The organism is Pseudomonas sp. UME65 (assembly GCF_014170225.1).
Taxonomy (GTDB): Bacteria; Pseudomonadota; Gammaproteobacteria; order Pseudomonadales; family Pseudomonadaceae; genus Aquipseudomonas; species Aquipseudomonas protegens.
In genome coordinates this window covers 481,016-503,627 of sequence record NZ_LZZQ01000014.1, presented here as the reverse complement: position 1 = coordinate 503,627, position 22,612 = coordinate 481,016, and the positions used below count along the sequence as shown (strand labels likewise).

The window sequence follows — 22,612 nt, the reverse complement described above, 5'->3', positions numbered from 1 at the left end:
ACCTCCATGAACGCCTTACCCGATAACAACAAGAAATCCCGTTCACTGGTCGCCGTGCTGATTTTCCTCGGCTGCCTGCTGATCTGGTCCACCAACTGGATCGCCATTTCGCTGCAGGTGGAACACAGCGATGTCGGCTCTTCGCTGATGCTGCGCTTCCTCATTGCCTACGGGGTGCTGTGGCTGTGGCAACGGCTGTTCGCCGGCCCGCAGCAGCCGGTAACCCGCAAGGCCTACTTGCTGATGGCCGGGGTAGGGGCGGTGTACTTCTATGCCGGCATCGGCCTGGCCTACCTGGCCACCGCTTACCTGGGCAGTGCGCAGATGGCCTGCCTCAGCGCCTTTGTGATTTTCTACATCATCGGCATCAAGCGCCTGTTCCTGCATGTGCCGGTCGCCCTGCACAACCTGCTCGGCGCACTGGTGAGCATCGCCGGGCTGGGGCTGTTCATGCTTGGCGATCCGGGGCGGCCGCTGTCGCTGGCGGGAGTGGCCCTGGGGCTGACTTCCTTCCTGGCGGTGGCCATCGGATCGGTGCTTTCGGAGCACATCCAGAAGACCTGCCAGCTCGGCACCTTGCACATCAACAAGGTGGCGGCCGGCTGGGCCTGCGCTCTATACGCCGTCAGCCTGTTGCTGGGCGGCCATGGCTTGCAACTGCCGGGCACCCTGGCCGATCTGGGCATCCTGCTGTACCTGGGGGTGGTGTGCTCGGCGCTGGTGTTCGTGCTGTTCATCGACCTGATCAAGCGCATGGGCGCCGAGAACGCCGGCTACGTCGGCGTGCTGTACCCCATCGGCGCCAGCTACCTGTCGGTGTGGCTGGGGGAAACGCCCCTGAGCCTGCACCTGATGCTCGGCAGTGCCCTGGTGATGCTGGGCAGCCTGATCAATTTCAAGTTTCGCTACCACCCCGCCCCCAAGAAAGTGGAGTTCAGCTGAATGAGCAATGTACGGATACGCCAGGCCACCACGGACGATCTGATCGGTATTTTCGAGGCCCACCGCAACTCGGTAGAGCGCCTGTGCACCTCTGAATACAGCGATCAGCAGATCCGCATGTGGCTCGATGGGCGCTCCCCGGAAACCTACCGCGAAGCCGTGGAAAAGGGATCGCTGTGGCTGGCCGAGGGCGAGCAGATCGAAGGGTTCGTCGAACTCGACGGCAATGAGGTCAGCAAGCTGTTCATCCGTGGCGATGTGGCCAGGCGTGGCCTGGGCAGCCGTCTGCTGGAGGTGGCGCTGGCTCGGCTGCGGGCCAGCGGTGCCAGCTCGGCCTACCTGGAGGCGACCCTGACGGCCGAAGGCTTCTATGCCTACCACGGCTTCCAGAAGATCGGCGAGGGCACTTTCAGCCGCGGCAACAGCCCGGTGTCCATCGAGATCATCAAGATGGAACGCCCGCTTTGAGCTGACCGTCAGCGGCCACTTCAGCACAGCAGGTCTTGCCCGTCCCCGGTTCGCGGGGGCGCGGCCGGCTGCACCCGGAAAACGGCACACGAGGCTTATCCAAGATGACAGGGATGTTATTGAAATTGACGGTGCTCGATCAGAATCTGTGCGCCGGGTGCGGCGCCTGCGCCCTGGTGTGCCCACAGCAGGTGATCGTTTTCGACCCGGACCGGGTGGTGCCGCTGCTGGAGGGCATCGGCGACAGTTGTGAAAGCTGCACCGAGTGCCTGGCGGTGTGCCCGGGGCTGCAGCCGGACACCGATCGCTCCGAACTGGAACTGTTCGGCCGTACCCGCCGCGCCGAAGAGCGCTGGCTGGGGATCAGCCGCCAGGCCATCGGTGCGCGCTCCACCGACCCGCAGATAGTCCGGCGCTCGGCCAGTGGCGGTACCGCCACCACCTTGCTGCTGACCGCCCGGGAGCACTTTGACGTGGACCTGACCCTGACCATGGGCCGTCACCCCGGGCAGGGCTGGCGCAGCGCGCCGCAACTGGGCAGCGCTGCAGCGGCGATCATCAACAATGCCCAGTCCACCTACCAGCTGGCGCCTTACCTCAATGCCCTGCGCGAATGCTACGAACAGCAGCCGGACGCGCGCATCGCCGTGGTGGGGCTGGCCTGCCACGTCCAGGCGATCCGCAAGCTGCAGCGCCGGGACACGGCCATCGGCCACTGGGCCCGCAGCCGGATCATTTGCGTGATCGAGACCGCCTGCTCCTCCAACACCCTGCCGGCCGGCACCCACAGCATCATCAGCGAGGTGCTGGGGCAAGACCCGCAGCAGGTGCGCGATATCAAGTACCGCGAAGGCGATTACCCCGGCCGGCTGCAAGTCACCTTGCTGGACAGCCAGACCTTTGGCATCGATTTCTGGGAGATCCTCGGCAAGCTCAAAGACAACAAGACCTTTCGCTGCCTCAGTTGCGGTGACTGGATGAGCGGGCTGGCCGACGTCAGCGTGTGTGACGGCGACCCCAACATCTTCGAAGCCAGCCTCAACGGTTCCGAAGAACAGAAACACGGCCGCGCGCTGATCCGCACCGAGATGGGCCAGGCCCTGGTGGACAGCGCCATCACCCATGGCCGGCTGGAACGCTGGGGAGTCGACCTTGGGGGCTTCAACCTCGGCCTTGAACGCAAGAAGAACCGTCGGCGCTTCTATGAAACCCAGCCGCTGGTGTTGCCCGCGGGCCCCGGGGTGGGCGACCACTTCGAGGACGAAGCGCTGGTGGACGACGCCGAACTGATCAACCCCGCCAAATACAGGAGTAGCCCATGATCGATTACCCGGACCGGCCCATCGATTTCACCCTCGGCCGCCAACAGCAGGTCTGGGCCAACATCGACGGCTACCTGCCATCGGACAAGTCCATCAGCCATCGGATGATCCTGTTTGCCGCCCTGGCCCGGCATCCGGTGCGCCTGCGGGACCTGAACCGCGGCAAGGCGGTGACCCTGTTGCTCGATGCCCTGCAGCAACTGGGCCTTGAGGTGACGCCAGGGCAGACGCCCCAGACCCTGGAGATCAGCGGTGAGTTCGCCCTGGCGACCCACGAGCGGCGGGTCGACCTGGGGCCCTCCAGCGCGGCCGCGCGGTTACTGATCGGGATGCTGGTGGGGCTCAATGTGCCGTGCATCGTCGATGGCGACGAAACCCTGCGCAACCGTCCCTTCGACTGGATCGTCGAGCCCCTGAACCAGATGGGCGCCCACCTGGAGTACCTGGGGCGTCCGGGCGCGCTGCCGATCCGTATCCACCAGGCTGCATTCCGCGGCGGCGCGGCGCAGATCCACATCGGCAGCGCCCAGGCCATCAGCACCTTGCTGTTTGCCGGGGTGGCGGCACGCAAGCCGATGTCGATCCGGTACCCGGTGGTGGCTCGGGATCACACCCAGCGCATCATCAACAGTTTTGGCGACCGGCTGCAGGACGAGCAGTTGCAGATTCACTACCAGCCACGGGACTGCGCGATTCCCGAGGAGATCAGCATCCCTCGCGACCCCTCGGCCATTGCCTATCCGGCGGCGTTGTTCCTGCTGTGCAACCGCCACCAGGAGCAGCAGCGCCTGAGCTTCGACAATGTGTGCCTGAACCCTACGCGCCTGGGCTTTTTCAACTGGCTGCTGGCCTGTGGTTTCAACCTGACCCTGGAGGTGGACAGCATTCGTCATGGCGAGCCGGTGGGCCGCCTGCTGCTACGCGGGGGTGGCCAGCCCAGGGCTCACGACTTGCGCGACAAGCACCAGTTCCACGCAATGATCGACGAAGTGCCGCTGGCCCTGGCCATCAGCTGCGTGCTGCCCGGCAGCGCGACCTTCAGTGACCTCTACGAGCTGACCTTCAAGGAATCGGACCGGATCGCCGCCACCCGCAGCATGCTCAATGCCCTGGGCCTGGACTACCAGGTCGACGGCTATGACGTGCGGGTGGAAGGAGGGCAGGTGCCCAGTGTGCAGGGAGCGATCCCGACTTTCGGCGACCATCGCCTGTCGATGACCGCCCACGTCCTGCTGCTGGCTCACGGGCTGCAGGCCACCATCCTCGAAGGGCATTGCTACCAGACTTCATTTCCAGGGTTTGCCCAGTGCCTGGATCGCCTGACCGGACGGGAGGCCTGATGAGCAGCAGTCGATACACACTCACCGCCTGTGGCGCCGACGGCGTGATCGCCGTGCATGAACCTCTGGCCGCTCTGGCGGCCACTGAAGTGCAGGTGGCGGTGGACTACTCCATGGTCAGCCCGGGCACCGAGCGTCATTACCTGCAGCAGGTACGCGAGACTGGCGAGCAACTGCCGCTGGGCTATTGCGCGGCCGGGGTGGTTAGCGCCGTAGGGCCCGAGGTGGAAGGCGTGCAGCCGGGGGACCGGGTGGTGGCCATGGGCTGGAAGATTGCCACCCATTCCAACTGGATCCAGGTGCCCCAGCGGCTGGTGTGCAAGGTACCGCCGCCACTGACCCAGGACCAGGCGATTCTTGCCACCCTGGGTGCCACTGCGGTGCATGCGGTGGACCGTGCGCAATTGCAGGCGGGGGAGCAGATCCTGGTGGTGGGCATGGGCCTGGTGGGCAAGATGCTGAGCCTGGTGGCGGCCTGTCATGGTGCGCGGATCTGGGTCGCGGACCTCAACCCCGCCGCCATCGACCCGGGCCTGCCGGTGCAGGTGCTCGACCTGCTGGCCGAGCCGGGGGCGATGGCCGGGCAGTTCACCCGGATCTTCCTGTGCATCGATGCTGATATCAGCGCCTTGTTCCCGCGGTTGCTGGCCCTGCTCAATCCGCAGGGCAACGGGGCTGGCCGCTCGCGGCTGGTGAATGTCGGGCGGGTCAGCCTGACCCTGGAGCTCTCGCCGCAAATGGGCAACATCGACATCATCAACGTGTCCCGCTGCGGTAACGGTTACCGCGACGATGCCTACCATCACGGGCGCAAGAGCGTGCAGTGCCCGGCAGGGGAAGCCACGGTGGAGCGCAATATCGCTCGTTGCCTCGACTACCTGGTGGCCGGCAAGGATTGGCTGGAGCACCTGCAGCGGGTCGAGATGGACCTGGGGCAGGCGTTGGCGCACTACAACGGCGCGGCGTTCTTCGCCCCGGGAATCAACCTGATCAAGCACAGGGAAGCGTGACGGCATGGCTCATCTATCTATTGCTTCGTGCCTGGACGACGTCTTCGCCCGGCATGCCACGGATACCGCGCTGAGCTGCAACGGCGCACGGCTCAGCTACCGGGAGCTGGAACAGCGTTCGGCACAGGTGGCGGCCCGCTTGCTGGGCTTGGGCCTGACGCCTGGCAGCACCCTGGGCCTGGAGGTGGAACGCTCGATTGAACAACTGGTGCTGCTGGTGGGCATGGTGCGGGCCGGCCTGTCGTACTGCTATCTGGACCGCAACAACCCGCCCCAGTGGAACCAGTCGGTGTGTGAACGCAGTGGCGTGTGCTGGCGGGTCACGCCGGAGGTTGCCGATGGCCCGGGGTATCTGGCGCTGGATGAGTTGCTCGCGCCCACGGACGAGGCTGCGTGCTGGCCGCCGCTATGCGGCGCCGAGCCGGTGTACGTGAACTTTTCCAGCGGTACCACCGGCGCGCCGAAGATCATTCCCTGTACCCATCGCGGGGTGTTGGGGTTCTGCGACCGGCCGCGACATTTTCCGCTGCAGCCGGGCTTTCGCATGCTGTACGCCTCGAACCTGACCTTCGACGCCTCGCAGTTCGAGATCTGGACCGCGCTGCTCAATGGCGGCGAATTGCATATCCATGTTCCCGGCGCCCTGACCCTGGAACACCTGCATCGTTACATCCACGAGGCCGGGGTCGACAGCCTGTGGCTGACCTCGACCCTGTTCAACACCTTCGTCGATATCGACCGCGGCTGGCTGCGGGGCGTCAAGCGGCTGATGGTCGGCGGTGAGGTCCTGTCCGCAGGGCATGTCCGCCAGGCCTATGCTGCCGCCGATGGGCTGGTTCTCTACAACGGTTATGGCCCCACGGAAAACACCATGGGTACCTGTGTCTATGCCATTCCCCGCAGCTTCGACAGCACCCGGGACATTCCCATCGGCCAGGCCGTGGACGATGCCACCCTGTTGCTGCTGCGCCCTGACGGGCAGCCGTGCGAGGTGGATGAACCCGGCGAGCTGCTGATCGCCGGGGGCGGCTTGTCCCCGGGGTATCTGGGGGATGCCGGGCTGACCCGGGAGCGCTTCATCGACCTGCCATGGCAGGGCCGGACGCTGCGTTGCTACCGCAGTGGCGACCTGGTTTCCCGGGATGGCCAGGGGCTCTATCACTTCCATGGCCGCAGCGATGACCAGATCAAGCTGCGTGGCCAGCGCCTGTCGCTGACCGAGGTCGCCGCCGCCTTCAAGCGTTACCCGGGAATGCTCGATTGTGTGGTGTTGCTGGATGACCAGGGAACCGAAGCGCAGTTGCTGCTGGTGTACCTCAAGGCGCCTGGGGTCGAGCCCCGGGTGCTGGCCGAATATGGCCGGCAAAGCCTGCCGCCGTTCATGGTGCCGTCGCGATTTGTCGAGGTTGAGCGCTTTGCCCTGCGCTCTTCCGGCAAGCTGGATATTGCTGAGCTCAAGCAGCGCCTGTGTCTCGGGCAGCCGGCCACTGACACGGACGACTCGCCGGCAGGGCGTTTTCTCGCGCGTTTCGGCGTGTCGGCTCATGACCTGCAGCGCAGCTTCTTCGACAGCGGTGGCAACTCGCTGGCGGCGATCAAGCTGGTGGGCACGGTGAACCGTCACTTGGGCTGGGAAGGCCTGGGCCTGGAGCAGTTCTACCGCATGGCCACCCTGGGCCAGTTGCTGGACTGGCTACAGGCCCAACCCGGCCTGGCGTCCCTGCTGGAAAACGGTGCGCAGGAGTACTACGTGATCGAGTCGGAGCAGGAGTCCTTGCCCGCCGCCCATGCAGGATTTTCGATCAATACTCACCTGGGGCGTTTTGCCGTGGTCCGCGCCACCTCGGCCAGCCACGCCCGGGAGGCGCTGCGCAGCGGTTCCGGGCGGTTGCCGGCTGCCGGCGACAGCCGCTGGATCGGCTTGAACAAGAGCCAGTTGTCGATGGTGTATGCCGAACTGTTCAACAAGGATCTACGGGCCAACAACGTGCTCTACCTGTTCCGGCCCGAGCAGTTGCCGGCCGCCGGGCTGGACCTGCAGGCGTTGGCCCAGGGCTTGAAGCAGCGCTATCCACTGGCGGGCTGTCGGGTGGCGCGGGTCGAGGGCGAGTACTGTCTTGATCTGGCCCCCGAGCCGCCGGCGCGCCTGTGGCTGGAGCCTGTGGCGGAGTTTCCCAGCCAGCAGGCCTGCGTGGAGCATTTCCTTGAGCGGCCGCTGTCACTGTTCGAGCAGGACCTGTGCAGCCTGTTCAAGGTGCGCATCGACGGCACCTTGCACCTGGGGCTGTGGCTGCACCACATCCTTGGCAACCATGTCGGCCAGTTGAGCCTGCTGCGCAGCGTGGAACAGTTGGCGCTGGGCGTGCAGTCGCCGCCGGTGGCGGATTTTTCCTTTGTCGGCAATAACCTGATGCAGGCCGAGGAATATGAGCGTCTGGCAGATGCCGGCACCGAGGCCTGGGAGCAAGAGGCCGAGGAGTACGCGCCGCTGGCCGATGTCCCGGCGCCGGCGGCCACTGCCCAGGCGCTGCAGTTGCGGGCGGCACTGGCCATGGACCCGATGAAGCTGGCCTCGCCGCAGCGTCTGTTCCACCTGTTGCAGGCGTTTCGCCAGGGCTGTGCCGAGGGCTTGGGGATAGAGGCGCCGATCGTCAATCTATTGTTCGCCTGGGCTGAGCGTTCGGTGATCAGCGGATTCTCCAGTTACACGGTGCCCGTGCCCCTGGCTCCCGGGCGCTTCGCCGAAGGCTGCGAGCCACAGGCCTGCATGGATTACCTGAATGCCAAGCTGGCCCGGGCGGCCTTGGGCTACGAGGAAATACTCGCGGCCCTGGGCCTGTACGGCTTTGCTCCGGCGTTCCTGTGCAATTTCGTCGAGCTGCCGGCCAGTGACGCCCGGTGGTTGCAAACGCGGATTGCCAACCCGGTTAGCGAGTGGCCCAAGACCCTGCTCGACCTGACGGTGGTCAAGTCGGCGCTGGGCTGCGAAGTGCTGCTCAACAGCTATCTGCCCGAGCCGCAGGCCAGGGCATTTCTCGAATCCTTTGTCGCGGCGGGGCAACGTCAATGAAACTGATCTGCTTTCCCGACTTCGTCGGCCATCCGATCTGTTTTTCCGCCCTGGGCCGGGCACTCAAGGGGCGGGTGTCGCTGGTGCAGGTCAACTACAGCGACTACTGGCCCTATTCCAGTGTCGAAGACCTGGCCCGGCAGATTGCCCAAGAGCATGAGCTGACGACCCTGGACGCGGTGCTCGGTTACTCCTTCGGCGCTTATGTGGCGGCCTGTTGCGTGGCCCGCAGCACGGCACCCGCCAGGCCGCTGCTGTTGGTGGACCCGCCGCTGCTGGCCGAGCTTCGAGGGTTGGCCCCTGACGCCATTGCCCGGCGTTTGGCGGCCGATCCGCAGTATGCCTACGTCGATGACCTGGTGGACGCGCAGTTGGTCAATCGCGAGTGCGTGCACGGCAATATCCTGCTGCTGTCCCAATGGCAGGCGGTGCCGCTGAAGGGGCGCGCGGTGGATGTGCTGTTGTCCGCCGGGCGCAGTGCCGAGGGGCTGGCCCCGGGCCTGGGGCTCGATCCGGCCCAGGACAATCGCTACTGGCGGGACGAGCAGCACCACCATGGCTCGGTGATCAATAGCCCCGATGTGCTCACCTGGCTGCTGGACCCTGGGGCGTTGCAGCGCATTGCTTGGTGATCGAAGCCGGCCCGTTCGGGGTGCCCTCAGTTCCAGCTAAGTTTTCCCTCGTAGCCTCTGCCTCGCGCCAATACACGCGCCGTTATGGAGAGGCACCCGATGAAGCCGCTGAGCAAGACCGATTGGCTGAACAAGGTTCCGGAGGTGACGCTGTCCTTCTGGATCATCAAGATCATGTCCACCACCGTGGGCGAAACCTGCGCCGACTACCTGGCCGTCGACGCCGGCCTGGGGCAGGGCGTGACCAGCATCGGCATGGCCCTGTTGCTGGGGCTGGCGCTGTTCGCGCAGTTCCGCAGCCGGGCCTACACGCCATGGATCTACTGGCTGAGCGTGGTCCTGGTGAGCATCGTCGGGACCCAGATCACCGATGTGCTCACCGATCAGCTGGGCATCAGCCTGTACCTCAGCACCGCAGTGTTTGCAGGCTTGCTGGCGGTCAATTTCGCTGTCTGGTACGCCGTTGAGCGCAATCTGTCGATCCGCCAGATCGTTACCCCGCGACGCGAGCTGTTCTACTGGGCCACCGTGCTCTGCACCTTCGCCCTGGGAACCGCCGCCGGGGACCTGGCCACCGAGGCGCTGGGGCTCGGCTTTACCCTGGGAGCGCTGATCTTTGCCGCACTGATTACCGTGACCCTGGTGGCCTGGCGCCTGGGGGGCAATGCGGTGCTGACCTTCTGGATCGCCTACATCCTCACTCGACCTTTTGGCGCCGCCCTCGGCGACCTGCTGACACAAGCCAAGACCTACGGTGGCCTGGGCCTGGGCGCCACCTGGACCAGCGCGATCTTCCTCTGCGTGATTCTTTTGCTGGTGACCGTCGCGCAGCTCAACGTCAACAACCGTCAGCGCCTTTCCCACTGATTATCCGACCCTCACTCAAGGACTCATCATGGCCTTTATCCGCTCTGCCATTCGCTACACCACGACTCTTTCCATGATTGCCCTGCTGGGGCTGGCCGCGGGGTGTTCCAAGCCTGCCGATGCGCCCAAGCCCGGCACTGCCGCTTCAGCCCAGGCTACCGCGGCCACGGCCTCCAGGCTGGGAGACCTGGCCGAGTTCCAGGCCATTGCCCGTGATGTGGCCGGCTTGGTGGACAAGCAGGACCTGGCGGGGGCGAAGCGCCGGATCAAGGATCTGGAAGTTGCCTGGGACTCCGCCGAAGCCGGCTTGAAGCCCCGTGCCGCCGGTGACTGGCATGTGTTGGACAAGGGCATCGACCGCGCACTGGACGCCCTGCGCGCCGGCACCCCGCAACAGGCCGAGTGCAAGTCGGCGATGGACGATCTGCTGGCAACGTTCAGTCGCTTGCAAGGCAAGGCCTGACCCTCATCTTTTCCAGCAGACCGGCAGGCGAGTGATTACCCTTGGGGGGACTCGACCCGGGCCCGGCCTTGCTCAAGCGCAGGCCGGGCCTGTTTCACTACGGAGGCACTATGCGGATCTTGCTGGTGGAGGACGACGGGATGATCGCCGAGGCGATACAGGGCGCCCTCAAGGATGCAGGCTACGCCGCCGACTGGGTCAGCGATGGGGTGACCGCCCTGGCTGCCCTGGACAGCCAGCATTACGACCAGGTGCTCCTCGACCTCGGCCTGCCCGGCAAGGACGGGTTGCAGGTGCTCGACAGTATTCGCCGCCGTAACAACCCGGTGCCGCTGTTGATCATTACCGCTCGTGACAGCCTCGATGACCGGCTGCGAGGCCTGGACGGCGGCGCGGACGACTACCTGCTCAAGCCCTTCGCCATGGCCGAGCTGCTGGCGCGAATGCGTGCGGTCATGCGTCGCAAAGGCGGTAGCGCGGCACCGCTGCTGGGCAATGGTGTGGTTTCGCTGGACCCGGTATCGAAACAGGCAAGCTCGTTCGAGCAGCCTGCGGTGCAGCTGTCGAACCGCGAATTCGCCCTGTTGCAGGCGCTGTTGATCCGCCCGGGGGCGATTCTTTCCCGTAGCGAGCTGGAAGACCGTATCTACGGCTGGGGCGAGGAGGTGGAAAGCAATGCGGTGGAGTTCCTGATCCATGCCTTGCGCCGCAAGTTGGGAAGCCAGGTGATCAAGAACGTCAGGGGGATGGGATGGATGGTTTCAAAAGACGTCTGAGCGAGTCGGTCCAGCTCAGGCTGTCCATTGCCCTGTCAGTGGCGGTGCTGATCGTTGCGCTGCTGGCCGGAGTCTTTGCTTATGTCTCGGCCTTCGACGAGGCCCTGGAGATGCAGGACAACACCCTGCGCCAGGTGGCCGCGCTGTTCGAGCGCCAGCACATGACCCTGGCCTACCCGCCGCCGGGGCAGGTCGTCGCCGACGATAACGAGGAATCCAGGGTGGTCGTTCAATACCTGGCCGATGGCGCCAGGGCGGCGGCGGACAGTGATGCCGAAATCCCCCTGCCGCTGCCCACCACCCTGGCGGACGGTCTGTCGACCCTGACGGTGGGCGGCGAGCCGTTTCGGGTGCTGGTCAAGACCACCAGGGCCGGCCTGCGGATTGCCGTGGCCCAGGAAACCGGCGCTCGTGACAGGGATGCGCGGGAAAGCGCCTGGCGTGGACTGTTGCCCTTCCTGATCCTGTTTCCCGTGCTGTTGCTGGTGATTGCCGATCTGGTGCGCAAACTGTTTCGTCCCATCGAGCAGTTGGCGGCCGAGATTGATCTGCGTGACGAGCAGGAATTGCACCCGATCGACGAGCGCCATCTGCCGACCGAGGTGCGGCCTTTCGTGCGGGCCATCAATCGCCTGTTGCTGCGGGTGACTCAGTCCATGACGACGCAGCGGCGTTTCGTGGCGGATGCCGCCCATGAATTGCGCTCGCCGCTGACGGCCTTGTCCCTGCAGGCCGAGCGCCTGGCATCGGTGGAGATGCCCAGCCTGGCTCGGGAACGCCTGCAACTGTTGCGCCGGGGGATCGAGCGCGGCAGGAAGCTGATCGATCAATTGCTCGGGCTGGCGTCTGCACAATCGGCCATCAATGGCCGGGTTGAGCCGGTCTCGGTGCACGGGGTGTACCGCCGGGTGCTGGAGGACCTGCTGCCCCTGGCGGAGGCCAAGGCGATCGACATCGGCCTGGAAGGTGGGCCGGACAGGCAGGTGCTGATCAGCCAGGAGGACCTGCTGACCCTGGTGAAGAACCTGGTGGACAACGCCATCCGCTATACCCCGCAAGGTGGGCGGGTAGACCTGTCGGTGGCCCAGGTGCAGGACGAGATCCTGCTGCAGGTCAGCGACTCGGGGCCGGGTATTGCCGTGGCTGAGCGCGAGCGCGTGTTCGACCCTTTCCATCGCGGGCTGGGCAGCGATGAAGTGGGCTCCGGGTTGGGGCTCGCCATCGTCAAGGCCATTGCCGATCGGCATGCCGGCCGGGTCTGGCTGGATTACTCCGACCAACGGACCAAACGCGGGTTGTGTGTGACGGTGGCTTTCGCCCGGGTGCAGGCGCCGCCGGCAGGGTAGGGCGCGGCTGTTGGGCAGAATAGGCTTTTGAATACCCTGGATATTCTGTAGCCTTGCGCGGCTCCAATGTTGTCCGTACCTGATGAACTCACTCTCCCGGCGGGGCCTTAAGCGGTCCGGAGCCGGTGGTATACTCGACTTTCGCGCCTCAAGCGCCTGCAGGTCTTGCGAACATGACGCAAATTTCTGAACGCCTTCTGGTTCAAGCCCACCTCGACGCCAAGCAGCCCAAACCCTTGAGCGCTGCGCAAGAGGCCCATCTGCGTGCCGCCATCGCTGCCGAGCTCAAGGCTCAGGATGCGGTGCTGGTTGCACACTTCTACTGTGATCCGGTGATTCAGGCCCTGGCCGAAGAAACCGGTGGCTGCGTGTCCGACTCCCTGGAAATGGCCCGCTTCGGCAATGCCCATCCGGCCAAGACCGTGCTGGTTGCCGGGGTCCGCTTCATGGGTGAGACGGCGAAGATTCTCAACCCTGAAAAACGGGTGTTGATGCCGACCCTGGAAGCCACCTGCTCCCTTGACCTTGGCTGCCCGGTGGAGGAGTTCTCGGCCTTCTGCGACCAGCATCCCGAGCGCACCGTGGTGGTCTATGCCAACACGTCGGCGGCGGTCAAAGCCCGTGCCGACTGGGTGGTGACGTCCAGTTGCGCCCTGGAAATCGTCGAAAGCCTGATGGATAACGGCGAGAAGATCATCTGGGGCCCCGACAAGCACCTGGGCACCTACATCCAGCGCCAGACCGGTGCCGACATGCTGCTCTGGGACGGTGCCTGCATCGTTCACGAGGAGTTCAAGTCCAAGCAGCTGGAAGACATGAAGGCGCTGTATCCGGATGCGGCCATTCTGGTGCACCCGGAGTCCCCCAGCTCGGTGATCGAACTGGCCGATGCGGTGGGCTCCACCAGCCAGCTGATTGCTGCCGCGCAGCGCCTGCCGAACAAGACCTTCATCGTCGCCACCGACCGCGGCATCTTCTACAAGATGCAGCAGCTGTGCCCGGACAAGGTGTTCATCGAGGCGCCAACGGCCGGCAATGGTGCGGCATGCCGCAGTTGTGCCCATTGCCCGTGGATGGCCATGAATACCCTGGAGCGTACCCTGCAGTGCCTGAAGGATGGCAGCAACGAGATCAGCGTCGACCCGGCGCTGATCCCCAATGCGCTCCGCCCTCTGAAGCGCATGCTGGATTTCACCCAGGCCGCGCGGATGAAACTGGCGGGCAACGCCTGATCGGTTCTTCTGCTCGCTTAAAAAAACGCCCCGATCTGTCGGGGCGTTTTTGTAGGCGGCGGGCTTACTTCTTCTGCTTGGGAATGCGCACCAGCTGGCTGTTGGAGTAGATGTCGTGCCAACTGCGTTTCTGCTTGTCCACCAGCACCCAGAAGAAGCCCAGGCCGGCACACAGCCAGGACGCGATCGACACCATGAAGCGCAACAGCGCCTGCCACAGGCTGATACGGCTGCCGTCGGCGTTCTGCACCCGGATACCCCAGACCTGCATGCCCAGGGTCTGGCCGGAGTGGGTCCAGAACTTGGCGAAGAAACCGAACAGTACGAACAGCAGCACCGTGGAGTACAACGGGTCACCGTCCAGGGCGCCGGATTCGGTCAGGGTACGCATCCGCGCCTCGCCGATGATCTGCATCTGGATCAGCTTGTAGACGCCGCCCGTGACAATCAGCAGGGCAACGCACAGCAGGAAATCATAGAACATCGCTGCCAGGCGACGACCCAGGCCGGCGGCGGGGAACTCGCCTTGGGGGCTTAGCAGATGTTTCGACATGACAGGCTCTCGACTGAAAAAAGAAGCCATTTTACGGAATTGCGCGCACAAAAAAGCCCCTGATGTCAGCATCAGGGGCTTTTTCGTTACAGACGATTAAGCTTCTGCTTGTACTTCGTCAGCCTGCATGCCTTTCTGGCCTTGCACAGCGATGAAGGTCACTTTTTGGCCTTCTTTCAGGCTCTTGAAGCCGTTGCCCTGAATGGCGCGGAAGTGTACGAACAGATCCGGACCGCTTTCTGGAGTGATAAAACCAAAACCTTTCTCGTCGTTAAACCACTTGACGGTACCGCTCTGACGTTGGGACATTTCTTATTTCCTTTGACGCTAAAAAATTAATGACAGTCTCTTTCTCATGAAAGAGTACTGGGCTGGGTTGCAGGAAAGTAAGAGACGTCGAACGGGTTGTAGCAAACTTGTTAGCTACTGCCCAGGTCACGATTCCAAGCGACCCATGCAAACACAGTGGGGAAACTCTACGCCAACTATGGGAGAAAAAACAAGCCCCGCGAAGCCCCGGTTTTACTCAGCTTGCCGAGGTTTGGCGGAACTAGCGTACGGGGCTTATTCGATAGAGTTGTTCAATTGTTTTCGGGCGTTATAAGTGAAGTTCAGTATCGAAAATATGCACTGTTTTATGGCGGTTGCGTTACAGATTAGTGCACTTTTAACGCAGCCGCGTTACTTATAGAAACAGTCCCTCAGCCGCGGTAGTAGCGTTGTGGCACGAATGGCATTTTGCTTACAAGCATTGGCACCTTTTTCCCACGAACTATTGCTGCAACTGGCGTATCGAGTGCGCAGTGCTCTATGTCGAGGTAGCCCATGGCCAAGGGGCCGCCCAGGGTCGGACCAAAACCGCCGCTGCACACGTTGCCGATAACCTTGCCTTGGGCGTCGACGATCTCTGCACCTTCACGTACCGGTGTGCGTTCCTGGGGCAGCAGGCCGACGCGTTTGCGGCTGACACCGCCTTGCTGTTGGGCAAAGATCACCTCGGCACCGGGGAAGCCGCCGGCGCGGGCGCCATCGGCACGACGTGCCTTGGAGATGGCCCACAGCAGGCTGGCCTGGATCGGCGTGGTGTCGCTGTTCATGTCATGGCCATAGAGGCACAGGCCGGCTTCCAGGCGCAGGGAGTCGCGGGCGCCAAGGCCGATGGCCGCTACTTCCGGCTCGGCCAGCAGGGCACGGGCGAGTTTTTCCGCCTGGGCCGCCGGCACCGAGATTTCGAAACCGTCTTCGCCGGTGTAGCCCGAACGGCTGACAAAGCAGTCCACGCCCAGCAGGGTCACCGGCTTGAACTGCATGAAGGTCATCTGCGCCACCTCCGGCGCCAGGCGCGCCAGCACCGTGACCGCAGCCGGGCCTTGCAGGGCCAGCAGGGCCCGTTCCTCGAACAGCGGTTGAATGTCGCATTGCTCGCCCAGGTGGCGGCGCAGGTGGGCCAGGTCCTGGTCCTTGCAGGCGGCGTTGACCACCAGGAACAGCTGTTCGTCCCCCAGGTTGGCCACCATCAGGTCATCGAGGATGCCGCCCTGTTCGTTGGTGAACATGGCGTAGCGCTGCATGCCCACCGGCAAGTCGATGATATCCACCGGCACCAGGGTCTCCAGGGCCTGGGCGGCATTGGCGCCGCGCAGCAGGATCTGCCCCATGTGGGACACATCGAACAGCCCGGCCTGTTCACGGGTGTGCTGGTGCTCCTTCATCACTCCCAGCGGGTACTGCACCGGCATGTCGTAGCCGGCGAACGGCACCATGCGGGCGCCGAGTTCCAGGTGCAGGCTGTGCAGCGGGGTTTTCAACAGTGTTTCGGTGGACATGGGCAACTCCTGAAAAAAACGTGCGGATACAGGCTGCGTATCAGCACTCGATAATGTTCACGGCCAGACCGCCACGGGCGGTTTCCTTGTATTTGCTTTTCATGTCGGCTCCGGTCTGGCGCATGGTGCGGATGACCTTGTCGAGGGAGACGAAGTGCTGCCCGTCGCCACGCAGGGCCATGCGCACCGCATTGATGGCCTTGACCGAGCCCATGGCGTTGCGCTCGATGCAGGGCACCTGCACCAACCCGCCAATGGGGTCACAGGTCAGCCCGAGGTTGTGTTCCATGCCGATTTCCGCGGCGTTCTCCACTTGCTGCACGCTGCCGCCGAGGACCTCGCACAAGGCCCCGGCCGCCATCGAGCAGGCCACGCCCACTTCACCCTGGCAGCCGACTTCGGCGCCGGAGATCGAGGCGTTTTCCTTGTAGAGGATGCCGATGGCTGCGGCGGTGAGGAGAAAACGCACCACCCCGTCTTCGTTGGCCCCGGGAATGAAGCGCATGTAGTAGTGCAGCACCGCCGGAATGATTCCGGCCGCGCCATTGGTGGGGGCTGTGACCACCCGTCCGCCGTTGGCGTTTTCTTCATTCACCGCCAGGGCATAGAGGTTGACCCAGTCCAGCACCGACAGGGCATCGCGCAGCGCCGCTTCCGGGTGCTTGCACAACTGGCGGTGCAGGGCCGCGGCACGGCGCTTGACCTTGAGCCCGCCGGGCAGGATGCCTTCGTTGCGGCAGCCGGCATCCACGCAGTCCTGCATCACCTGCCAGATCTTCAGCAGTCCGGCGCGGGTTTCAGCTTCCGGGCGCCAGGCACTTTCATTGGTCAGCATCACCTGGCTGATGGACAGGCCATAGGTAGCGCAATGTTGCAGCAGTTCCTTGGCATTGCGGAAAGGGAAGGTCAGGCGGGTGGTGTCTTCAACGATGCGATCGGCTCCGGCGGCATCTTCATCCACGACGAAACCACCGCCAACGGAGTAGTACTCGCGGCTGCGGATCTGCAAACCGGCGCTGTCGAAGGCACGAAAGATCATGCCATTGGGATGATAGGCCAGGGGCTTGCGGATCATGGCCAGGTGTTCTTTCTCGTTGAACGCAATGCTGTGTTCGCCGAGCAGGTTGAGGCGCGCGCTGCTGCGTATTTCCTGCAGGCGCGCGGCGATGTTTTCGGTATTCACGGTGTCCGGGTGCTCGCCTTCCAGGCCCAGCAGCACCGCCTTGTCGCTGCCGTGGCCTTTACCGGTGGCGCCCAGCGAGCCGTACAGCTCGACCTTGACGCAGGTGGTGCTGGCCAGCAGTTGATCGCGACGCAGGCCTTCGACAAAACGCGCGGCGGCGCGCATCGGGCCGACGGTATGGGAGCTGGAGGGGCCGATGCCAATCTTGAACAGGTCGAACACGCTCAGGGACATGTTGGTTCTCCGGTTTCTTATTGTATTGATCGGCAAGCAAGCACTTGCAGGAGCTAGCTTGCCCGCGATACAGGCAGCCGCTGCTCTACCCGATTGATGCGTTATCGCTCATCGCCGGCGAGCCGGCTCCTACAGGTATACGCGGTATCTGCAGGGGCACGGCTCTCCAGTGATGGACGGCTTACGCGTCCTGGTAGCTCTCGATCGAAGGGCAGGCGCACACCAGATTGCGGTCGCCGAACACGTTGTCGACCCGGCCAACCGGCGGCCAGTACTTGCCTTCCACCAGGGATGCCACTGGGTACACCGCCTGTTCACGGCTGTATGGATGGGACCACTCGCCCACCAGTTCGGCCGCGGTGTGCGGAGCGTTCTTCAGCGGGTTGTCGTCCTTGTCCAGGGCGCCGTTTTCCACTGCGCGGATTTCTTCGCGGATGCGGATCATGGCGTCGCAGAAGCGGTCCAGTTCTTCCTTGGATTCGCTTTCGGTGGGCTCGATCATCAGGGTGCCGGCCACCGGGAAGGACATGGTCGGCGCGTGGAAGCCAAAATCGATCAGGCGCTTGGCCACGTCATCGACGCTGATGCCGCTGCTGTCTTTCAAAGGACGCAGGTCGAGGATGCATTCGTGGGCCACCAGGCCGTTGCTGCCGGTGTAGAGCACCGGGTAGTGCTCTTCCAGGCGGCGCGAGATGTAGTTGGCATTGAGGATCGCCAACTGCGAGGCGCGCTTGAGGCCGGCGCCGCCCATCATGCTGATGTACATCCAGGTGATCGGCAGGATGCTGGCGCTGCCGAACGGAGCGGCACAGACCGCGCCTTTCTTGTTTTCCAGCGCGGCATGGCCGGGCAGGAAGGGCGCCAGGTGCGACTTGACGCCGATCGGGCCGACGCCCGGGCCGCCACCGCCATGGGGAATGCAGAAGGTCTTGTGCAGGTTCAGGTGGGACACGTCGCCACCGAACTTGCCCGGGGCGCAGAGGCCGACCATGGCGTTCATGTTGGCGCCGTCGATGTACACCTGGCCGCCGTTGTCGTGAATGATGCCGCAGATTTCGCGGATGCCTTCTTCGAACACGCCGTGGGTCGACGGGTAGGTGATCATCAGCGCGGCGAGGTGCTCGCGGTGCTCGATGGCCTTGGCCCGCAGGTCCTCGATGTCGACGTTGCCGCGGGCGTCGCAGGCGGTGACCACCACGCGCATGCCGGCCATGTTGGCAGTGGCCGGGTTGGTGCCGTGGGCCGAGGAGGGAATCAGGCAGATATCGCGGCGCTCGTCGCCACGGCTCTGGTGATAGGCACGAATGGCCAGCAGGCCGGCGTACTCGCCCTGGGAGCCGGCGTTGGGCTGCAGCGACACCGCGTCGTAGCCGGTGGCAGCGCACAGCATCGCTTCAAGTTCGGTGGTCAGTTGCTGGTAGCCGGCGCTTTGCTCGGCGGGAGCGAAAGGGTGCAGCGCGCCGAACTCGGCCCAGGTGATGGGGATCATCTCGCTGGCGGCGTTGAGCTTCATGGTGCAGGAGCCCAGCGGGATCATGGTGCGATCCAGGGCCAGGTCCTTGTCCGCCAGCTTGCGCAGGTAGCGCATCAGCTCGGTTTCCGAGTGATAGCGGTTGAATACCGGGTGGCTGAGGATCGCCGACTGGCGTGCCAGGGCAGCGGGGATGGCGCTGGTGACCGCCGCCGCGAGTGCCGCGAAGTCCGGCGCGGGCTTGCCGTCGGCCAGCAGGCTCCACAGGGTTTCAACGTCGGCTTGAGTGGTGGTTTCGTCCAGGGACAGACCGAGGCGCTCGGCGTCTATCACCCGCAGGTTGATGCCCTGGGCGCGTGCCTTGTCGTGCAGCGCGGCGGTGTTGGCACCAGTGCGCAGGCTCAGGGTGTCGAAGAAGCTTTCCTGCTCCACGGTCAAGCCCAGCTGGACCAGGCCCTTGGCCAGGATCGCGGTCAGCTGGTGAATGCGCTGGGCGATCTGGGTCAGGCCCTTGGGACCGTGGTACACGGCATACATGCTGGCGATGTTGGCCAGCAGGACCTGAGCGGTGCAGATGTTGCTGGTGGCCTTCTCGCGGCGGATATGCTGCTCGCGGGTCTGCATGGCCAGGCGCAGGGCCGGCTTGCCGAAACGGTCCACCGAGACGCCCACCAGGCGGCCGGGCATGTCGCGCTTGAAGGCATCGCGGGTGGCGAAGTAGGCCGCATGCGGGCCACCAAAGCCCAGGGGCACGCCGAAGCGCTGGGCACTGCCGATGGCCACGTCGGCGCCGAATTCCCCGGGCGGGGTCAGCAGGGTCAGGGCCAGCAGGTCGGCGGCCACGGCTACCAGGGCGTTGGCAGCGTGGAAACGCTCGGTCAGCTCGCGGTAGTCGAACAGGTCACCGTTGCTTGCCGGGTATTGCAGCAGGGCGCCGAAGAACGGGCTGACGTCGGTCAGCTTGCGCTCATCGCCCACCACCACGTTGATCCCCAGGGGCTCGGCACGGGTGCGCAGCACATCGAGGGTCTGTGGGTGGCAATGCTGCGAGGCGAAGAAGGCGTGGCTGCCCCTGTTCTTGCTCAGGCGCTTGCAGAAGGTCATGGCTTCGGCGGCGGCGGTGCCTTCGTCCAGCAGCGAGGCGTTGGCGATCGGCAGGCCGCTCAGGTCGCTGATCAGGGTCTGGAAATTCAGCAGGGCTTCCAGGCGACCCTGGGAGATTTCCGGCTGGTACGGGGTGTAGGCGGTGTACCAGGCGGGGTTTTCCAGGAGGTTGCGCAGGATCGGCGACGGCGTATGGCAGTTGTAGTAGCCCTGGCCGATATAGGTCTTGAACAGCTGGTTCCTGGCGGCGATGGCCTTGATCGAGGCCAGGGCCTGGGCTTCGCTCAGGCCCTGGCCCAGCTCCAGCACGCTGGTGCCCTTGATGCTCTCGGGAATCACGCTGGCGCTCAGGGCTTCCAGGGAGTCGAAGCCGAGGCTATTGAGCATGGTTTGCTCATCGCCCTGGCGCGGGCCGATGTGGCGCGCGATGAATTCGTTGGCGGTGCTCAGGTTGACGGTCATGGCGGCTCCTCAGGCTTCGGCGCTGGCTTTGATCAGGCGGTCGTAGGCGTCCTGGTCCAGCAATTGGCCAACGGCAGCGGCATCGGCAGGGATGAAGCGGAAGAACCAGCCTTCGCCCAGCGGGTCTTCGTTGACCAGTTCCGGGCTGTCTTCCAGGGCCGGGTTGGTGGCGACCACTTCACCGTCCAGGGGCATGTACACGCCGCTGGCGGCTTTCACCGATTCCACGGTGGCGGCTTCGGCGCCCTTGTCGTAGCCCTGCAGCTCCGGCAGTTGCACAAACACCACATCACCCAGGGCGTTCTGGGCGAAAGCCGTAATGCCGACGGTGACACTGCCATCCGCTTCGGTACGCAGCCATTCGTGATCTTCAGTAAAACGCAACTCGCTCATGGAAACTCCTCAGGGGCCAGACTCGTCTGGTGGACGCGATTGAATGCTCGGACAGCGCCGAGCCGAATGGCAATGTCCATAGCAAGAACACGGCCAATATTTATTTGGCCGTTGTAAATCAAGGGGTTGAGTGTTTTTTGTAGAGAATGGAATTTCACGGCCGTAGCGAAAACGCTACAGCACGGGGTGCGGAAAAAAGGCTTTGAGGATCAAAGCCTTGCACGGCTGCGATTGCAAGGCTTTGTAGCGAAATCGTTCCACTGTAGCGCTTTCAGTACAGATGGAGGTCGCTTTCAGAGCGGCAGGCGCAAGCTCAGGCCTTGCTGGGAATGCCGTATTTGCGCAGGCGGTGGGCAATCGCGGTATGGGAGGTCTGCAAGCGGTTGGCCAGTTGCCGGGTCGAGGGGTAACTGACGTAGAGGTTTTCCAGCAGCTCCTTCTCGAAGGCTTCCACGGCCTGTTCCAGGCTGGCCACTTCGGCATCGTTCTGGCGGGCTACCGAGGTGCCGGCAATGTCCAGGTCACCGATGTCCACCAGGTTGCTCTCGCAGATCGCCGCCGCACGGAAGATCACGTTCTGCAATTGCCGCACGTTGCCCGGCCAGCGGTTGCCCAGCAGCGCCGGGTAGGTCCCCGGTGTCAGCCGGCATACCGGCCGCTGGATCTGCGCGCAGGCCTGCTGCATGAAGTAGCGGGCCAGCAGCAGGATGTCCTGGCCGCGTTCGCGCAGCGGTGGCACTTCCACGTTCAGCACGTTGAGGCGATAGAACAGGTCTTCGCGGAAGGTGCCTTCGTTGACCATTTTTTCCAGGTCACGATGGGTGGCGCTGAGGATGCGCACGTTGACCTTGATCTCGCGATCGCCACCGACCCGGCGAAAGCTGCCGTCATTGAGAAAGCGCAGGAGCTTGGCCTGCAGGTAGGGCGACATCTCGCCGATTTCATCGAGGAACACCGTGCCCTGGTTGGCCAGCTCCATCAGCCCCGGCTTGCCGCCGCGCTGGGCGCCGGTGAAGGCGCCGGGGGCATAGCCGAACAGTTCGCTCTCGGCCAGGTTTTCCGGCAGCGCCGCGCAGTTCAGGGCCAGGAACGGCGCGCCGTGGCGGGCGCTGATGGCGTGGCAGGCGCGGGCCACCAGTTCCTTGCCGGTGCCGGTTTCACCCTGGATCAATAGTGGTGCGTCCAGCGCTGCGACCCGCTGCGCCCGGGCCTTGAGGGTGCGGATCGCCGGTGATTCGCCGAGCAGGGCATCGAAGCCTTCGGCGTGGTCGTGATGCAGGGCCGAGAGCCGTTCACCGATGCGGTTGGGCGGGTACAGGGTCAGCAGGGCACCGGCGTCGGTAATGGGAGTGGCGTCCAGCAGCAGGGTCTGGCCATTGACGGTGATTTCCCGCAGCGGCAGGCGAAAGCCGTTTTCCAGCAGGGCCTCCAGCAGTGCGGGGTCGGCAAACAGCTCGGCGACGCTTTCCCCGGCCGGTTCGCGACCATACAGGGCGATCAGCGCCGGGTTGGCCAGCAGCACTTTGCCGGCACTGTCCAGGGCCAGCACCGGATCGGTCATGGCCGCCAGCAGGGCGTCCAGTTGCAGGTGCCGGCGTTGCCCGGGAAGGATGTCCACCACCGTCACCGCCTGCACGCCACGCACGTTGAACAGCGCATCGCGCAGTTCTTCCAGCACCTGGGGGCTCAAGGTCGGGGCATCGATATAGACGTTGGGCGGCACCATTTCCACCGCATCCAGGTTGAGGTTGCGCCCGCCCAACAGGGCCAGGACTTCCTGGGTGATGCCGACGCGGTCGATGAAGCTGACGTGGATACGCATGGGGTGACTGACGGTTCTGCAAAGCGGAGGGTGGCCAGTATGCCTTGGGGCAGGGGCTTAGTCGAAATCGTCACGCATGCCGCAAGAGCCGGCTAG

General features: G+C 64.3%; 19 protein-coding genes. 12 read left to right on the top strand and 7 right to left on the bottom strand.

What is annotated here, in order from left to right; translation table 11 throughout:
• The first annotated feature begins 6 nt into the window (after positions 1 to 6).
• The 12 genes from A9971_RS22430 (at position 7) to nadA (ending at position 13,468) form a co-directional block, all read left to right on the top strand.
• Complete coding sequence (locus tag A9971_RS22430; protein WP_011062906.1) at positions 7 to 942, top strand: DMT family transporter; 936 nt, start codon at positions 7 to 9, stop codon at positions 940 to 942.
• Positions 943 to 1,410 (top strand): GNAT family N-acetyltransferase, encoded by a 468-nt coding sequence (locus A9971_RS22425; protein ID WP_019094547.1) that lies wholly within the window; start codon positions 943 to 945, stop codon positions 1,408 to 1,410.
• Between the two features lie 113 nt (positions 1,411 to 1,523).
• The gene (locus A9971_RS22420; RefSeq protein WP_259652283.1) at positions 1,524 to 2,732 is read left to right on the top strand and encodes a Coenzyme F420 hydrogenase/dehydrogenase, beta subunit C-terminal domain; all 1,209 of its coding nucleotides are present in this window, start codon (positions 1,524 to 1,526) and stop codon (positions 2,730 to 2,732) included.
• On the top strand, positions 2,729 to 4,072 hold the full coding sequence (locus A9971_RS22415; RefSeq protein WP_183000009.1) for a 3-phosphoshikimate 1-carboxyvinyltransferase: 1,344 nt from the start codon (positions 2,729 to 2,731) through the stop codon (positions 4,070 to 4,072). The genes A9971_RS22420 and A9971_RS22415 overlap by 4 nt, the downstream gene beginning before the upstream one ends.
• Positions 4,072 to 5,082: a zinc-binding alcohol dehydrogenase gene (locus tag A9971_RS22410; RefSeq protein WP_015636760.1), complete on the top strand. Its 1,011-nt coding sequence runs from the start codon at positions 4,072 to 4,074 to the stop codon at positions 5,080 to 5,082. The genes A9971_RS22415 and A9971_RS22410 overlap by 1 nt, the downstream gene beginning before the upstream one ends.
• 4 nt (positions 5,083 to 5,086) lie before the next feature.
• Positions 5,087 to 8,152: a non-ribosomal peptide synthetase gene (locus tag A9971_RS22405; protein WP_183000008.1), complete on the top strand. Its 3,066-nt coding sequence runs from the start codon at positions 5,087 to 5,089 to the stop codon at positions 8,150 to 8,152.
• On the top strand, positions 8,149 to 8,784 hold the full coding sequence (locus A9971_RS22400) for a thioesterase domain-containing protein (protein WP_011062902.1): 636 nt from the start codon (positions 8,149 to 8,151) through the stop codon (positions 8,782 to 8,784). Before A9971_RS22405 ends, A9971_RS22400 begins: the two co-directional genes overlap by 4 nt.
• A 99-nt stretch (positions 8,785 to 8,883) precedes the next feature.
• Positions 8,884 to 9,651 carry a hypothetical protein gene (locus A9971_RS22395; RefSeq protein WP_103289389.1) on the top strand — a complete coding sequence of 256 codons (768 nt, stop codon included), beginning with the start codon at positions 8,884 to 8,886 and terminating at the stop codon, positions 9,649 to 9,651.
• A gap of 28 nt (positions 9,652 to 9,679) precedes the next feature.
• Positions 9,680 to 10,114: a hypothetical protein gene (locus tag A9971_RS22390; protein WP_041119609.1), complete on the top strand. Its 435-nt coding sequence runs from the start codon at positions 9,680 to 9,682 to the stop codon at positions 10,112 to 10,114.
• A gap of 110 nt (positions 10,115 to 10,224) precedes the next feature.
• Positions 10,225 to 10,890: a response regulator gene (locus A9971_RS22385; RefSeq protein WP_019094554.1), complete on the top strand. Its 666-nt coding sequence runs from the start codon at positions 10,225 to 10,227 to the stop codon at positions 10,888 to 10,890.
• Positions 10,866 to 12,236 (top strand): ATP-binding protein, encoded by a 1,371-nt coding sequence (locus tag A9971_RS22380; RefSeq protein WP_183000007.1) that lies wholly within the window; start codon positions 10,866 to 10,868, stop codon positions 12,234 to 12,236. The genes A9971_RS22385 and A9971_RS22380 overlap by 25 nt, the downstream gene beginning before the upstream one ends.
• A 173-nt stretch (positions 12,237 to 12,409) precedes the next feature.
• Entirely contained in the window at positions 12,410 to 13,468 is a 1,059-nt protein-coding gene (gene nadA, locus A9971_RS22375; RefSeq protein ID WP_015636755.1) for a quinolinate synthase NadA, read from the top strand.
• Between the two features lie 64 nt (positions 13,469 to 13,532).
• Here the strand turns inward: nadA and A9971_RS22370 are convergent, their stop codons facing one another.
• The 7 genes from A9971_RS22370 to A9971_RS22340 all read right to left on the bottom strand — a co-directional run bounded on the left by A9971_RS22370 (position 13,533) and on the right by A9971_RS22340 (position 22,516).
• Entirely contained in the window at positions 13,533 to 14,021 is a 489-nt protein-coding gene (locus A9971_RS22370) for an RDD family protein (protein WP_011062898.1), read from the bottom strand.
• 96 nt (positions 14,022 to 14,117) lie between these two features.
• Positions 14,118 to 14,330 carry a cold-shock protein gene (locus A9971_RS22365; protein WP_007977299.1) on the bottom strand — a complete coding sequence of 71 codons (213 nt, stop codon included), beginning with the start codon at positions 14,328 to 14,330 and terminating at the stop codon, positions 14,118 to 14,120.
• Between the two features lie 392 nt (positions 14,331 to 14,722).
• Positions 14,723 to 15,847, bottom strand: a complete 1,125-nt coding sequence (gcvT, locus tag A9971_RS22360; RefSeq protein ID WP_125062098.1) for a glycine cleavage system aminomethyltransferase GcvT — start codon at positions 15,845 to 15,847, stop codon at positions 14,723 to 14,725.
• Positions 15,848 to 15,887: 40 nt separating this feature from the next.
• Positions 15,888 to 17,264: an L-serine ammonia-lyase gene (locus A9971_RS22355; protein WP_011062896.1), complete on the bottom strand. Its 1,377-nt coding sequence runs from the start codon at positions 17,262 to 17,264 to the stop codon at positions 15,888 to 15,890.
• Positions 17,265 to 17,445: 181 nt separating this feature from the next.
• Positions 17,446 to 20,301, bottom strand: a complete 2,856-nt coding sequence (gcvP, locus tag A9971_RS22350) for an aminomethyl-transferring glycine dehydrogenase (protein ID WP_183000006.1) — start codon at positions 20,299 to 20,301, stop codon at positions 17,446 to 17,448.
• A 9-nt stretch (positions 20,302 to 20,310) separates the two neighbouring features.
• Complete coding sequence (gene gcvH / locus A9971_RS22345; RefSeq protein WP_011062894.1) at positions 20,311 to 20,694, bottom strand: glycine cleavage system protein GcvH; 384 nt, start codon at positions 20,692 to 20,694, stop codon at positions 20,311 to 20,313.
• A 313-nt stretch (positions 20,695 to 21,007) separates the two neighbouring features.
• Positions 21,008 to 22,516 carry a sigma-54-dependent transcriptional regulator gene (locus tag A9971_RS22340; RefSeq protein WP_011062893.1) on the bottom strand — a complete coding sequence of 503 codons (1,509 nt, stop codon included), beginning with the start codon at positions 22,514 to 22,516 and terminating at the stop codon, positions 21,008 to 21,010.
• Between the last annotated feature and the right edge of the window lie 96 nt (positions 22,517 to 22,612).

What these genes read in the sequence shown, in the direction of transcription:
- A9971_RS22425 (WP_019094547.1), top strand. Translation starts at nt 943, where the DNA reads ATGAGCAATGTACGGATACGCCAGGCCACCACGGACGATCTGATCGGT.
- A9971_RS22410 (WP_015636760.1), top strand. Translation starts at nt 4,072, where the DNA reads ATGAGCAGCAGTCGATACACACTCACCGCCTGTGGCGCCGACGGCGTG.
- A9971_RS22355 (WP_011062896.1), bottom strand. Translation starts at nt 17,264, where the DNA reads ATGTCCCTGAGCGTGTTCGACCTGTTCAAGATTGGCATCGGCCCCTCC.
- gcvT (WP_125062098.1), bottom strand. Translation starts at nt 15,847, where the DNA reads ATGTCCACCGAAACACTGTTGAAAACCCCGCTGCACAGCCTGCACCTG.
- A9971_RS22420 (WP_259652283.1), top strand. Translation starts at nt 1,524, where the DNA reads ATGTTATTGAAATTGACGGTGCTCGATCAGAATCTGTGCGCCGGGTGC.
- gcvP (WP_183000006.1), bottom strand. Translation starts at nt 20,301, where the DNA reads ATGACCGTCAACCTGAGCACCGCCAACGAATTCATCGCGCGCCACATC.
- A9971_RS22365 (WP_007977299.1), bottom strand. Translation starts at nt 14,330, where the DNA reads ATGTCCCAACGTCAGAGCGGTACCGTCAAGTGGTTTAACGACGAGAAA.
- nadA (WP_015636755.1), top strand. Translation starts at nt 12,410, where the DNA reads ATGACGCAAATTTCTGAACGCCTTCTGGTTCAAGCCCACCTCGACGCC.
- A9971_RS22370 (WP_011062898.1), bottom strand. Translation starts at nt 14,021, where the DNA reads ATGTCGAAACATCTGCTAAGCCCCCAAGGCGAGTTCCCCGCCGCCGGC.
- A9971_RS22415 (WP_183000009.1), top strand. Translation starts at nt 2,729, where the DNA reads ATGATCGATTACCCGGACCGGCCCATCGATTTCACCCTCGGCCGCCAA.
- A9971_RS22430 (WP_011062906.1), top strand. Translation starts at nt 7, where the DNA reads ATGAACGCCTTACCCGATAACAACAAGAAATCCCGTTCACTGGTCGCC.
- A9971_RS22380 (WP_183000007.1), top strand. Translation starts at nt 10,866, where the DNA reads ATGGATGGTTTCAAAAGACGTCTGAGCGAGTCGGTCCAGCTCAGGCTG.
- gcvH (WP_011062894.1), bottom strand. Translation starts at nt 20,694, where the DNA reads ATGAGCGAGTTGCGTTTTACTGAAGATCACGAATGGCTGCGTACCGAA.
- A9971_RS22385 (WP_019094554.1), top strand. Translation starts at nt 10,225, where the DNA reads ATGCGGATCTTGCTGGTGGAGGACGACGGGATGATCGCCGAGGCGATA.
- A9971_RS22395 (WP_103289389.1), top strand. Translation starts at nt 8,884, where the DNA reads ATGAAGCCGCTGAGCAAGACCGATTGGCTGAACAAGGTTCCGGAGGTG.
- A9971_RS22405 (WP_183000008.1), top strand. Translation starts at nt 5,087, where the DNA reads ATGGCTCATCTATCTATTGCTTCGTGCCTGGACGACGTCTTCGCCCGG.
- A9971_RS22340 (WP_011062893.1), bottom strand. Translation starts at nt 22,516, where the DNA reads ATGCGTATCCACGTCAGCTTCATCGACCGCGTCGGCATCACCCAGGAA.
- A9971_RS22390 (WP_041119609.1), top strand. Translation starts at nt 9,680, where the DNA reads ATGGCCTTTATCCGCTCTGCCATTCGCTACACCACGACTCTTTCCATG.
- A9971_RS22400 (WP_011062902.1), top strand. Translation starts at nt 8,149, where the DNA reads ATGAAACTGATCTGCTTTCCCGACTTCGTCGGCCATCCGATCTGTTTT.